The sequence below is a fragment of the Azospirillum brasilense genome (genome assembly GCF_001315015.1).
Lineage (GTDB): Bacteria > Pseudomonadota > Alphaproteobacteria > Azospirillales > Azospirillaceae > Azospirillum > Azospirillum brasilense.
The window spans coordinates 74,837-87,854 of the sequence record NZ_CP012915.1 but is presented as its reverse complement, the minus strand read 5'-3'; the positions used below and the strand labels follow the sequence as shown (position 1 = coordinate 87,854).

At 70.0% G+C, this 13,018-nt stretch carries 12 protein-coding genes; 6 read left to right on the top strand and 6 right to left on the bottom strand.

What is annotated here, in order from left to right; genetic code table 11:
- Window positions 1-15 precede the first annotated feature (15 nt).
- The 5 genes from AMK58_RS14250 to AMK58_RS14230 all read left to right on the top strand — a co-directional run bounded on the left by AMK58_RS14250 (window position 16) and on the right by AMK58_RS14230 (window position 6,620).
- Window positions 16-786 (top strand): ABC transporter ATP-binding protein, encoded by a 771-nt coding sequence (locus tag AMK58_RS14250; RefSeq protein WP_014197869.1) that lies wholly within the window; start codon window positions 16-18, stop codon window positions 784-786.
- A gap of 35 nt (window positions 787-821) precedes the next feature.
- Window positions 822-1,670, top strand: coding sequence for an alpha/beta hydrolase (locus tag AMK58_RS14245; protein WP_035677568.1), 849 nt, complete (start codon window positions 822-824; stop codon window positions 1,668-1,670).
- On the top strand, window positions 1,667-2,650 hold the full coding sequence (locus tag AMK58_RS14240; RefSeq protein WP_059399090.1) for an ornithine cyclodeaminase family protein: 984 nt from the start codon (window positions 1,667-1,669) through the stop codon (window positions 2,648-2,650). The genes AMK58_RS14245 and AMK58_RS14240 overlap by 4 nt, the downstream gene beginning before the upstream one ends.
- A gap of 28 nt (window positions 2,651-2,678) precedes the next feature.
- Complete coding sequence (locus AMK58_RS14235; RefSeq protein ID WP_051140519.1) at window positions 2,679-4,373, top strand: methyl-accepting chemotaxis protein; 1,695 nt, start codon at window positions 2,679-2,681, stop codon at window positions 4,371-4,373.
- A gap of 198 nt (window positions 4,374-4,571) precedes the next feature.
- Window positions 4,572-6,620 (top strand): NAD(+) synthase, encoded by a 2,049-nt coding sequence (locus AMK58_RS14230; protein WP_035677570.1) that lies wholly within the window; start codon window positions 4,572-4,574, stop codon window positions 6,618-6,620.
- A 6-nt stretch (window positions 6,621-6,626) separates the two neighbouring features.
- Here the strand turns inward: AMK58_RS14230 and AMK58_RS14225 are convergent, their stop codons facing one another.
- The 3 genes from AMK58_RS14225 to AMK58_RS14215 all read right to left on the bottom strand — a co-directional run bounded on the left by AMK58_RS14225 (window position 6,627) and on the right by AMK58_RS14215 (window position 9,955).
- Window positions 6,627-7,130 (bottom strand): hypothetical protein, encoded by a 504-nt coding sequence (locus tag AMK58_RS14225; protein WP_059399089.1) that lies wholly within the window; start codon window positions 7,128-7,130, stop codon window positions 6,627-6,629.
- A complete protein-coding gene (locus AMK58_RS14220; protein ID WP_035677584.1) occupies window positions 7,127-8,620 on the bottom strand; it encodes a carbon-nitrogen hydrolase family protein in 1,494 nt (497 codons plus the stop codon). Before AMK58_RS14220 ends, AMK58_RS14225 begins: the two co-directional genes overlap by 4 nt.
- 144 nt (window positions 8,621-8,764) lie before the next feature.
- On the bottom strand, window positions 8,765-9,955 hold the full coding sequence (locus AMK58_RS14215; RefSeq protein ID WP_051140520.1) for an OpgC family protein: 1,191 nt from the start codon (window positions 9,953-9,955) through the stop codon (window positions 8,765-8,767).
- Between the two features lie 181 nt (window positions 9,956-10,136).
- On the opposite strand from AMK58_RS14215, the gene AMK58_RS14210 reads away from it, so the two are divergent.
- Window positions 10,137-10,892: an SGNH/GDSL hydrolase family protein gene (locus tag AMK58_RS14210; protein WP_051140521.1), complete on the top strand. Its 756-nt coding sequence runs from the start codon at window positions 10,137-10,139 to the stop codon at window positions 10,890-10,892.
- A 62-nt stretch (window positions 10,893-10,954) separates the two neighbouring features.
- On the opposite strand, the gene AMK58_RS14205 is transcribed toward AMK58_RS14210, so the two are convergent.
- Genes AMK58_RS14205 through AMK58_RS14195 form a run of 3 tightly spaced genes read right to left on the bottom strand, consistent with a single transcriptional unit; the run spans window position 10,955 to window position 12,994 of the window.
- Window positions 10,955-11,689 (bottom strand): amino acid ABC transporter ATP-binding protein, encoded by a 735-nt coding sequence (locus tag AMK58_RS14205; RefSeq protein WP_035677587.1) that lies wholly within the window; start codon window positions 11,687-11,689, stop codon window positions 10,955-10,957.
- Window positions 11,667-12,326 carry an amino acid ABC transporter permease gene (locus AMK58_RS14200; protein WP_059399088.1) on the bottom strand — a complete coding sequence of 220 codons (660 nt, stop codon included), beginning with the start codon at window positions 12,324-12,326 and terminating at the stop codon, window positions 11,667-11,669. The genes AMK58_RS14205 and AMK58_RS14200 overlap by 23 nt, the downstream gene beginning before the upstream one ends.
- Window positions 12,323-12,994, bottom strand: a complete 672-nt coding sequence (locus AMK58_RS14195) for an amino acid ABC transporter permease (protein WP_035677589.1) — start codon at window positions 12,992-12,994, stop codon at window positions 12,323-12,325. The genes AMK58_RS14200 and AMK58_RS14195 overlap by 4 nt, the downstream gene beginning before the upstream one ends.
- Window positions 12,995-13,018 lie beyond the last annotated feature (24 nt).

Sequence of the window (13,018 nt, the reverse complement as noted above, 5' to 3'; positions counted from 1 at the left end):
ACCCGGTGCCGTCCCATGCCCAAGCTGTCCGTCCGCAACCTGACCAAGCGTTTCCCGGTGTCCGGAGGGCCGTCGATGACGGCGCTCGACGGCGTGGACCTGGACGTGGAAGAGGGTGAGTTCATCGCCTTCGTCGGGCCCAGCGGCTGCGGCAAGACCACGCTGCTGCGCATCATCCAGGGGCTGGAGACGGCGACCAGCGGCGAGATCCGCATCGACGGCAAGCCGGTCACCGGCCCCGGCCACGACCGCGGCTTCGTCTTCCAGCAATACGGCCTGCTGCCCTGGCTGACCGCTGCCCAAAACATCGGCTTCGCGCTGGAGGCCAAGGGCATCCCCGCCGCCCGCCACGGCGAGACGACGGAGCGCGTGCTCGCCACCGTCGGGCTGAAGGGCTTCGGCGACCGCTTCCCGCACCAGCTCTCCGGCGGCATGCAGCAGCGCGTCGGCATCGCCCGCGCCCTGGCGATCGAGCCGGAGATCATGCTGCTCGACGAGCCGTTCGGCGCGCTCGACGCGCTGACCCGCGAGATTTTGCAGAACGAGATGCTCGGCCTGACCGAGCGCATGGGCAAGACCATCCTCTTCGTCACCCACAGCGTGGACGAGGCCGTCTGCCTCGCCGACCGGGTGGTCGTCATGTCGCCCCGCCCCGGCCGCATCCGCGAGATCGTGCCCATCGACATCCCGCGCCCGCGCGCCAGCCTGGGCGAGGCGCTGCGCGACACGCCGGAATACGTCGCCAAGCGGCACCAGCTGTGGACCCAGTTGATGGATCTGGTCTGAGCGCCCCCCTTCTCCGGAACCCAGGAGGTCCCATCGTGTCAGTCGTTTCTGACGATCACGAGTGGCAGTACAACCCCCGCCATTCCGTCCCCGACTTCACGCGCCACGCCGAGCGCGCCGCCGCGCTGAGCCGCGCCGCTCGGGAACGGAACGCCGGACGGTACGATATCGCCTATGGCGACAGCCCGCTCTCCACGCTCGACGTGTTTCCGGCGGCCGCACCCGGCGCCCCGCTGCACGTCTTCCTGCACGGAGGCTACTGGCGCGGGCGCGACAAGGCCGACTACAGCTACGTCGCCGACGCGCTGGTGCCGCGCGGCGTCACGACCGTGGTCATGAACTACGACCTGTGCCCGGCGGCGGCCCTGCCGGAGATCGCGCGGCGCACCCGCGAGGGGCTGCGCTGGATCCACCGCAACGCGGCCGCGCTGGGCGGCAATCCCGACCGCCTCACCGTGTCGGGCCATTCCGCCGGGGCGCATCTGATCGCCCTGGCGCTGGCCGACGACGCCGGTGCGGACCGGCTGGAGGACGGCGCCATCAAGGCCGCCGTCCTGATCAGCGGCATCTACGAACTGGCGCCGGTGCTGGACATCACCGTCAACGAGACCATCGGGCTGCGCCCGGAGATGGTCGACGGGGTCAGCCCGATGCGCCACCCGCCGTCCACCGCCACGGCCCTGACGGTCGTCGTCGGTTCGGCGGAGACGCCCGCCTGGATCGCCCAGTCGCGCGACTTCGCCACGCTGTGCCGGGGCCGCGGCTCGCGCTGCTCCTATCACACGCTGGCCGGGGAGGATCACTTCTCGATCATGGCACGGATGGAAAAGCCGGACGACGCGCTGTCGCGGCTGGTGCTGGATGCGGCTGGAGTAAAAGAATGATCGTCATCGATGAAACCGCCGCCCGCCGTCTGGTGTCCCCCGCTGACGCCATCGACGCCATGGACATGGCCTTCCGCGAAGTCTCCCGCGGGCAGGCGCGCAACTTCCCGGTGGTCCGCGAACGGCTGCTGCCGGGGCCGGACGTCTACGGCATCAAGGCCGGCGGCGACCTCGCCATCGGGCTGCTCGGGCTGAAGATCGGCGGCTACTGGACGGGCAACCGCGCCCGCGGCCTGACCAACCACCAGTCCACCACCGTGCTGACCGATCCGGAGACCGGCTGCCCGACGGCGCTGGTCAGCTCCAACCACCTGACCGGGCTGCGCACCGCCGCCGCCTGCGCCATCGGCATCCGCGAACTGGCCCGGCCCGACGCGCGGGTGCTCGCCCTGATCGGCACCGGCGGACAGGCGGCGCACCATCTGGAGGCGGCGCTGCTGGTGCGCCGCTTCGACCGCATCCTGGTGGCCAACCGCGACCGCGCGCGGGCCGAGGAACTGACGGCCTCCTTCGCCGGGCCGGTCCCTGTCGAGGTCGTGGACGCCGAGACGGCGGCGCGGAGCGCCGACGTGCTCATCACCCTGACCACGGCGCGCGAGCCGGTGGTCCAGGCCGGCTGGGTCCGCCCCGGCACGCACATCTGCGCCATGGGCGCCGACACCGCCGGCAAGCAGGAGCTGGACCCGGCGATCCTGCTCGGCGCCGCCGTCTGGGTGGACGACTGGGCGCAGGCCGCCGCACTCGGCGAATGCCAGCACGCGCTGGCGCATGGCCTGACCCGCGAGTCCATCCGCGGCACGCTGTGCGACGTGCTGGAGGGCAAGGCGCCCCGCCGCGCCGCCGCGGACGAGATCACCGTCTTCGACTCCACCGGCATGGGCATCCAGGACTTGGCGATCGCCGCCTGGGCCGTCCGCGCCGCCAACACCGACGCCGGCGACGCCGGCTTACCCATCCACCGCATCGATTTAGCGCGCTGACACGCAAACGGGCGCGACCGAGGCCGACATGCAGTTGAAGAATGTGCGAATCGCCGGGAAGATTCTCGGCATCGTCGTGGTGCTGGGCACCGTATCGGTGTCCACCGCCCTGGTCAGCGGCTACGGCCTCGCCACGCTCGGCGGGGAGCTGAACCGGGTTGAGGAGGCGGGGCGCGAGGCGACGCAGGGCGCCCGGCTGAACCGCTATCTGGTCGAGCTGAGCCGCGCCGAGTACCAGATGGGCGCCAATCCGGCCAGCGTCGCCACCATCGAGGCCGTCGTCGCCGACCGCAAGGCCGAGGTCCGCGCCCATCTGGAGCACGCCCGTGCCGGCGCCGATGCGCAGCAGCGGCCGCTGCTGGACGGCATCGAAAGCAAATACGCCGCCTATGTCAGCAGCCTGGACGACACGGTGGCGGCGGCGAAGAAGCACGCCGACATGGGCATCACCTACGCCCGGCGCGAGGTGCTGAACAACGTCTCCGGCAGCCAGGAGCTGGTCGAGACCCTGATCCAGGCGGTCCAGGACTACAACGGCCTCACCGTCGCCAAGACGGCGCGGATCTCCGAGGAGGCGGAGGCGCTGGCCGGCCGGACCACCTGGCTGATCGCCGCGGTCGCCCTGCTCGGCATCCTCGCCAGCGGGCTGATCGGGCGCTGGCTGTCGGCGCGCGGCATCGTCGGACCCATCGTGGAGGCGGTGTCCTGCCTGCGCCGTCTGGCCGGCGGCGACCTGACGGTGGTCATCACCGGCGCCGACCGCCGCGACGAGGTCGGCGACATCGCGCGGGCGCTTGCCGTCTTCAAGGACAACGCGCTCGACCGCCAGCGCATCCAGGCGGAGCAGGAGGCCGAGGCCCGGCACAAGCTCGACCGCGCCGAGGCGGTCGGCGCGACGATCCTGCGCTTCGACCGCGAGGTCGGTGAGGCCCTGCACGTCATGAAGGACGCCGCCGCCGCGCTGGAGGCCACCGCCAACTCCCTGTCCGCCGGGGCCGAGCAGGCCTCGGAGCGCATGACCGTCGTCGGCGCCGCCGCCGAGCAGACCGCCGCCAACGTCCAGACGGTCGCCGCCGCGACGGAGGAGATGACCTCCACCGTGCAGGAGGTGTCGCGCCAGATGAACGAGGCGCGCGGCTTTGCCGACGAGGCGACGCGGCAGGCCCAGCAGGCCCAGCAGCGGGTCGGCGCCCTGACCGAATCCGGCCAGCGCATCAACGAGGTGATCGACCTCATCCAGGGCATCGCCAGCCAGACCAACCTGCTGGCGCTGAACGCCACCATCGAGGCCGCCCGCGCCGGCGAGGCCGGCAAGGGCTTCGCCGTGGTGGCGAGCGAGGTCAAGCAGCTCGCCAACCAGACGGCGCAGGCGACCGACGAGATCCGCGGTCAGGTCGGCGCGATGCAGGAGACCATCGGCGGCGCCGTGTCGGCCATCCAGACCATCGCCACGGTGATCTTCCGCCTGAACGAGATGGCCACCGCCGTCGCCGCCGCCGTCGAGCAGCAGGGGGCCGCCACCGCCGAGATCGGCCGCAACGCCGTCCAGGCGGCGCAGGGCACGGCGGAGGTGACCGGGACCATCGGCACGCTGCGCGTCGCCTCCGAATCGACCGCCGCCGGATCGGCGCAGGTCCTGCAATCCGCCCGCGAGGTGGCCGGCCGCGCCGTGGCCCTCAAGGGCAGCGTCGACGCCTTCATCGCCGAGGTGAAGACGGCCTGATCCTTCCTCCAATCCATCGGCCATAACCGGTCGGCCAGATCAATGGGCCATGATCAATGGGTTGAGCGCCGCGCCGGCAACCGCCAGAATGCGGCGGGCGAGACGACCGGCGGCCTCCGCCGGTTTCCCTCCTGTGTGCTTTACCGCAGGATTGGTTGGGAGAGGATCACGATGACGGTTGACGGCGCGGCTCGGACCATGAGCTTTGGATCACTCTATCGCCATGGGATGGCCCGGGTCGCCGCCTGCACGACGCCCTGCACGATCGCCGACCCCATGGCGAACGCCGCGGCGGTGCTGGACAGCGTGCGGGAATGCGACGAACAGGCGGTCGCCGTCGCGCTGTTCCCCGAGCTGGCGCTGTCCGGATACGCCATCGACGACCTGTTCCTCCAGGACTGCCTGCTCGACGCCGTGGAGAAGGCCGTCGTCCATCTGGTGGAACAGTCGCGCGACCTGATGCCGCTGATTCTCGTCGGCGCGCCGCTGCGCCACGCCGGCCGCGTCTACAACACGGCGGTCGCCGTGCACCGCGGCCGGTTGCTGGGCGTGGTGCCGAAGGTCCATCTTCCCAATTACCGGGAATTCTACGAGCGCCGCCATTTCGCGTCCGGCGCCGGCACCGAGGGCGGAACGATCCGCATCGGCGCCCAAGACGGCGCCCTCAACGCCCCCTTCGGCCCCGACCTGCTGTTTGAAGCGGAGGATCTGGACGGGCTGGTGGTCCATGCCGAGATCTGCGAGGACCTCTGGGTCGCCGTTCCGCCCAGCTCCGAGGCGGCGCTGGCCGGAGCGACGGTGCTTGCGAACCTGTCGGCCAGCAACATCACCATCGGCAAGGCGGAGACCCGCCGCCTGCTCTGCCAGTCGCAGTCGGCGCGCTGCATCGCCGCCTATCTGTATTCCTCCGCCGGGGCCGGGGAGTCGACCACCGATCTGGCCTGGGACGGGCAGGCGTCGATTTTCGAGAACGGCGAGACGCTGGTCGAGACCGAGCGCTTTCCCAAGGGCGCGCAGATGGCCGTCGCCGACGTCGACCTCGACGTGCTGCGCCAGGAGCGGCTGCGCATGGGCACCTTCGACGACAACCGCCGCCTGCACGGGACAGCTTTCCGGCGGGTCGCCTTCCGCGTCGATCCCCCCGGCGGGGACCTGGGGCTGCGCCGCAACGTCCCGCGCTTCCCCTTTGTCCCGGCGGCGCAGGAGCGGCTGGAACTCGACTGCTACGAGGCCTACAACATCCAGGTCGCCGGGCTGGTCCAGCGGCTGCGGGCGACCGGCATGCCGCGCATCGTGATCGGCGTGTCGGGCGGGCTGGATTCCACCCACGCCCTGATCGTCGCCGCCCGCGCCATGGACCTGCTCGACCGGCCGCGCACCGACATCCTCGCCTTCACGATGCCGGGCTTCGGCACCAGCGACAAGACCAAGGGCAACGCGCTGCGCCTGATGAGCGCGCTCGGCGTGTCGCACCATGAACTCGACATCCGGCCCGCCGCCAACCAGATGCTCAAGGACATGGACCACCCCTTCGCCCGCGGCGAGGCGGTGTACGACGTGACCTTCGAGAACGTCCAGGCGGGTCTGCGCACCGACTACCTGTTCCGCCTCGCCAACCAGCGGGGCGGCATCGTTCTGGGCACCGGCGACCTGTCGGAGCTGGCGCTCGGCTGGTGCACCTACGGCGTCGGCGACCAGATGGCCCATTACAACGTCAATTCGGGCGTCCCGAAGTCGCTGATCCAGCATCTGATCCGCTGGGTCATCGGCTCCCGCCAGTTTCCGGACGAGGTGCTGGACACGCTGGGCGACATCCTGTCCACCGAGATTTCGCCCGAGCTGGTCCCCGCCGGCAGCGACCGCGCCCTGCAGAGTTCGGAAGCCGTCGTCGGCCCCTACGAGCTTCAGGACTTCCACCTGTTCCACACGCTGCGCTACGGGCTGCGCCCGTCGAAGATCGCCTTCCTCGCCCTGCACGCCTGGTCCGATCCGGCGCGCGGCGACTGGCCGGCGGGCTATCCGGTCGAGAAGCGCAGCGCCTACACGCTGGCCGAAATCCATTCCTGGCTGCGCGTCTTCATCCAACGCTTCTTCGGCTTCAGCCAGTTCAAGCGCTCGGCCATGCCCAACGGGCCGAAGGTGACGGCGGGCGGCTCCCTGTCGCCGCGCGGCGACTGGCGCGCGCCGTCCGACGGCAACGCCCGCATCTGGCTGGAGGAGCTGGAGCGCGAGGTGCCCAAGGAGTAAACCGCCCTACGCCTCGGCGGCGGTCCGTTGATTCATCACCAGCCGCCCGGCCGGCCAGGAGCGGACCAGCCCGGCGGCGCGCAATTCCGGCAGGGCGCGGGCCACCGCGTCGTGCGACAGGCCCGTCGCCTCGACCAGCGCCGGCCCCGACTTCGCCCCATCCGCCAATGCGCGCAGCACCGCCGCGGTCGGCGTTCCGGCCTGGGCGAGCGCCGCCGCGTTGCGGGCGGGCCGGTTTGCCCGGCCGGCGGCGACCAGCGCGGCGATGGCGCAGAGTTGCCCCAGCCGATGCATCGCTTCCGGGCTGCGGTCCTCGCGCAGGGCCAGCGCCGTGTGGCAGCGGGCAACCTCCCGCGCCAGGGCGGCAAGATCGGCGGTGCGATCCTGAACGAGGCACAGGGCCGCCTCTTCCGCCAAGGTGTCGAGGTCCGCGTCGGCCTCGTCCCAGCGGCCGGCCGCGACGGCGTCCTGGATACCATCGGCCAGTGGCCGATACGCTTCCCCGCTCATGGACAGCCCTCGGCCTTCAGCTCCGGCCAAGTCTGCGGCTCCCAGCGCGCCGCGACATAACCGGGGTCCGGCGCGTCGATGGGAAGCGACAGCCGGCGGATGCGCGAACACTGCGCCGGGTCGGCGCGCGGCTGGAAGAACAGCGCCACCCCGCAGTCGGTGATGCGCTTGTCCTCCTCCCCGCCGGCGTCGCAGACGCGGTTGAAGCGGTGCGAGACGGCCATGCTGTTCGCCACCACCACCCGGCACGACCCGGCGCGCGAGGACTCGTCGCCGGCCTGGGCCTGCCACCGCTCCTCCGTCAGGCCGGCGTCCATCACCGGGGTGACGATCCAGTCCAGCAGCTTGGCCCGGCAGAGCCACGCCGCCGGCTGCTCGCGCCCGAGATCCTCGCAGATCATCACCGCCAGACGGCCCATGTTGGGCAGCTCGACGATGGTGATGCCGTCCCCCGGCGCGATGAACTCCTTCGCCGCGTCGAGCGGCCGCCCGTCCGGGCCGCGCACGTCGTAGGAGCGGCACTGGTCGGCGTCGAGATCCCAGCAGTGCAGCTTGGTCTGGCGGAAAATCTCGGCCCCCGTCCGGTCGAGCAGGACCGCCGTGCTGCGCGGCTTGGCATCGCCCTCCCCGTCCTGACGGACTCCGACCAGAACGTAGCGGATCGGGCCGTCAACAGCCTGCCGCCGCACCGCCGTCTGGATGGAGCCGAGCGTCGCGGGATCAGCGCTCACCTCGGGAAAGACGATAAGGGCCGCCCCTGCGGCGGCCAGAGCGTCGATGGCCGCCGCCGCACGGGCGCCGAGGTCGCCGGGAACGGCGGCGTACCAGTCCGCGCCATCCTTGGCGAAGGTCCGCAGGGCGAGGTCGTCCTCGGCCAGCGCGAGCGGGACGACCCCGACGATGGGCGCCCAATCGGGATCGCTGGGGCACTGGTCGGCGACCTCGGCGACACGATGAAAGGTTAGCGAGACGGGCCGTTCACCGTCCTCCCCGTGGGGGCACTCCGCCGCGAGGGTCGGCGGCAGCAGGAGCAGGGTTTGGAACAGGTCGGCCACGTCAAAGGACTCACATAGGGGCGTGACCTCCCGGATGTTCACCGAACGGTCGAACAGGCCAAGCCGCAGGATGAGCTGGCCGTCCGCGGCGTCGCCGTTGAAGCGCCCGTGCCGCTTGTACCATTGCCGCGCCCGCAGATGGCCATCGGACAGCGCGCTTTGCGTCAGGACGCGCGAGGCCAGCGGCGCGAACCATTGGTCGATGGCCTGGGCCGCCAGCACACACCGGTCCAGCGGCGTCCCCTCGTCGGACGTGTCCACCCAGGCCTTGAGAGCATCGGCGCCGTCGTCGGCCTCCAACAACACCATCAACCGGCGCAGCACACCATCCGCGTCGTCGGGTGCGAATTCAAGGCGCTGCGCGGCGCGTTCGGTCTCTTTCGGGTCTCGATCCAGTTGGTGCCGCAGCGCAACGAACAGATCAGCCAGATGCATGCCTTCAACCAAGCGAAGCGATGGATGGGAGCAGACGCCATCGGCATTTCCCTTTCCCCAGAGGGGAGAGGGCTAAGTCACCTCAAACGCCCACATCCGTCCTGTTGAACAGCACGGCGGCGGCTTGGTTTCGCGGTTACGTTGTCAAGTGATGGCGCGCCGGACCTCCGCGCGCCGCGGCGCCGGAACGGCGACGCGCCCATGCAGCCACGCCGGAAGCGCCAGGCTGGCAACCGCCAGGACCGTGATGGCCGTCTTGCCCAGCACGCCCACCGGCCGCACCGCCTCATCGATCAGCACGATCCCGTAGGCGAGGACGACATGGTACGCATAGACCTGCAACGAATGGCCGCCGAGATAGCGCAGGAAGCGCAACAGGAAGAGCCGTTGCAGGGCCTGCCCCGCCCAGCGCGCGGCGGGGGACGCCGCCTCGACGCCGGCGGACAGCAGCCACGTCACCAGAAAGGCCAGCGCCGCGAAATTCACCAGGAAGATCAGGCTGAACTCGGTGCGGTCGTGCAGGCTCCAGAAGCGTGCCGCCATGTCCTCCGGCACGAGGTCGAAGGTGAAGGCCAGCCGCCACGCCATGAAGGCGAGCACGACGTAGAGCGCGATCCGGGCGAACAGCGTGCGGTCGGGGGACAGCCAGGGGGCAAGGTCGATCCGCTCCGCCGCCATCAGCGTGCCGATCACCAGCCCGGTGACGAACACGATCTGCCACGCCAGCGGGTTGAAGTGCCCGCGCAGGGCGAAGTCCGGGATGACCGAGCCGGCCAGCGCCTCCAGCGAGGCGGCCAGCGGCAGATGCAGGCCGAACTGCACCGCCGCCCACAGGGCGAAGCTCCCCGCGATGACCTCGCCGCCCTTGCCCGCGAGGGTCAGGCGGATCAGCAGCGGCGACGCCGCGAGGTACAGCATGTATTGCGGCAGGATGTCCATCAACGCCGGCTGGTGCAGCAGGAGCAGGACCGCCGGCAGCGCCGGGCCGAGCGCGCTGCCCAGTTGCGGCTCCCAGCCGCTGCGCGCGCCGGGGATCAGCAGCGCCATCGCGACGACGGCGGCGAAGACCGCCAGCGAATAGAGGTAGAGCTGCCAGACGCGGGCGCGCAGGCGCTTCCCGGCCTCCTCGTCCCGCCCGGCGGCGTAGAGCCGGCCGTAATAGAGCCCGACGATCAGCCCGGAGATGAGGATGAAGCCCTGCGCGTCCTCGACGAAGGCGAGTTGGTTGTGATTGACCAGGGCAACCGGGTTTCCCCCGTCGAACCAGATGTGGTTCACCAACATGAACACGAGGAAATAGCCGCGCAGGCCATCCAGAAGATGGTGCCTGGTCATAACGCCTCCCCCACCTATTCGTCCGTATTCCGAATACAGACGAGCCCGGCAAAGCATCCCTTTTGACGAGGAACGAAATGGGGTTAGCCGCCCCCTCGCTTAGCGATGCATTAACCATGATCGCTGGACCATGGCTCTCAGACAGCGTGCCTCGGCGAGGCAAACCAGGGGAGCGTGGCTCATGACGGGACGGGTGCTTGGCGGACTGATGGCCGCTTGGGTGTTGTGGAGCGGTGCCGCCGCCGCGTCGGCGCTGTGCCCGGTCCCGCCCGGCGCGGATTCAGCCGCCACCGGACTGGTGCACAGCCGGGCCGCCCTGGCCGCCGGGCAGCCGCTGACGGTGGTCGCTATGGGGTCGTCCAGCACGGAAGGCGTCGGGGCCACCACCATCACCGCCACCTACCCCGCCCAGCTCGACGCCATTCTGGAGCAGCGTCACGCCACCTCGGCCATCCAGGTCCTGAACAAGGGAATCGGTGGTGAGACGGCGGGGGCCAACCTCGTCCGCTTCGACAAGGACGTGCTGGCCGCCAAGCCGGACCTCGTGGTCTGGCAGGTCGGGACCAACGACAGCTTCCAGAAGGTGCCGCTCGACGCCTTCGCCGCCACCCTGCGCGACGGCATCGCCCGCATCCGCAAGACCGGCGCCGACGTCATCCTGATGAACCCGCAGTCCTTCCCCGGCGAGGCCAAGGTCGAGTCCTACCCCGCCTACGCGTCCACCGTGGTGGCACTCGGCCGCGAACTCGACGTGCCGGTGCTCGACCGCTACCGCATCATGGCGTGGTGGCTGGAAAGCCGCCACTTCGCCGCCGATCAGGTGCTGAGCACCGACGGCCTGCACCTGAAGGATCTCAGCTACCGCTGTCTGGCGGAGTTCGTCGCCGACATGATCGACACCCCGCGGGTGGTGAGCGAGAAAACCGCAGCGCGCTGAGCCCCCATCATCCGTTTCCGGGAAGGGGCGCCGGTGGTCATGCCACCGGCGCCCTTTTGCTGTCAGGCAACCAGTTGCGCCCCCAGGAACTGCCGGAGTTCCGGGGTCCGGGGGTTGCCGAAGACCTCCTCGGGCGGGCCGATCTCGTGCACGCGGCCCTGGTGCATGAAGACGACCCGGTCGCAGACCTCGCGGGCGAAGCGCATTTCGTGGGTCACCATCATCAGCGTCATGCCGTCGGCGGCCAGTTCCTTCACCACCGCCAGCACCTCGTTCACCAGTTCCGGGTCGAGGGCGGAGGTGATCTCGTCGCACAGCAGGGCCATCGGCTGCATGGACAGCGCCCGCGCGATGGCGACGCGCTGCTGCTGACCGCCGGAAAGCTGGTCGGGGTAGGCGTCGAACTTGTGGCCCAGCCCCACCCGCTCCAGCATGCGGCGGGCCATCGCCTCCGCCTCGCGCGCCGGCGTCTTCTTGACGACCATCTGCGACAGCATGACGTTGCGCCCCGCCGACAGGTGCGGGAACAGGTTGAACTGCTGGAAGATCATGCCGACCTTCAGCCGCAGCGCCTTCAGATGGAGGTCGTCGTTGATGAGCTGGGCGCCGGCCACCATGATCGAGCCGTCGTCGATCATCTCCAGCCCGTTGACGCAGCGCAGAAGCGTGCTCTTGCCCGAACCGCTCTTGCCGATGATGGCGACGACCTCGCCGCGCTCGACGTCCAGGTTGATCCCCTTCAGGACTTCGACGTCGCCGAAGCGCTTCTTCACCTCAGTGATTGCGATGAGCGACATTGAGCTTCCTTTCCAGAATCTGGCTGCTCTTGGACAGGGGCCAGCACAGCGCGAAGTAGATCAGGGCGACCAGCCCGTAGACGGTGAAGGGTTCGAAGGTCGCGTTGGTGACGACCGTGCCGGCCTTGGACAGCTCCACGAAGCCGATGATCGAGGTCAGCGCCGTGCCCTTCACCACCTGCACGGAGAAGCCGACGGTGGGCGGGACGGCGACCCGCACCGCCTGGGGCAGGATCACGTAGCGCATCTGCTGGACGTAGCCCATGCCGAGGCTGGCCGACGCCTCCCACTGGCCGCGGGCGACCGATTCCACACAGCCGCGCCAGATCTCCACCAGGAAGGCCGCCGTCCACAGGATCAGCGCCAGCCCGGCGGCCAGCCAGGCCGGAACGTCGATGCCGAACAGCCCCAGCCCAAAGAAGGCGAGGAAGAGCTGCATCAGCAGCGGCGTGCCCTGGAACAGCTCGACATAGCCCTGGACGAAGATTTGCCCGGCCCGCGCCTTGCCGATCCGCAGATAGAGCAGCGCCATCCCCAAAAGCCCGCCGCCGATGAAGGAGACGAGCGAGAGGACCACCGTCCAGCGCGCCGCCAGCAGCAGGTTGCGCAGGATGTCCCACAGGGTGAAGGTCATCATCGCGCGGCCCTCCGCGGGAACAGCTTGTTTCCGACGCCGCGCAACGCCTGCCGCAGGGCCAGCGCCAGCAGCAGATAGAGGCCGGTGGTCAGGAAATAGCTCTCGAAGGCGCGGAAGGTCCGCGACTGGATGAAGTTGGCGGCGAAGGTGATGTCCTCCGCCGCGATCTGCGACACCACCGATGAGCCGAGCATGACGATGACGATCTGCGACGACAGCGCCGGCCAGATCCGTTGCAGCGCCGGGATCAGGACGACGTGGCGGAAGGTCTCGAACCGCGTCATGGCGAGGCTGGCCCCGGCCTCGAACTGGCCGCGCGGGGTCGCCTCGATGCCGGCGCGGATGATCTCGCCGCTGTAGGCGCCCAGGTTGATGACCATCGCCAGGACCGCCGCCTGGAACTCGGTCATCTGCACGCCGAGCGACGGCAGGCCGAAGAAGATGAAGAACAGCTGGATCAGGAAGGGCGTGTTACGGATCAGCTCGACATAGGCGACGACCGGCGGGCGCAGCCAGCGCGGCCCGAGCGACCGCGTCCAGGCGCAGGCGATCCCCAGCGCCACCCCGAACAGCGTGCCGATCAGAGTCAGTTCGACCGTCGTCACCAGCCCCTTCAGGATGACGGGCCAGTATTCGGCGATCCACGAATAATCGAAGCGGTAGGTCATGCGGCCCTCCGGTCAGCCCTCCAC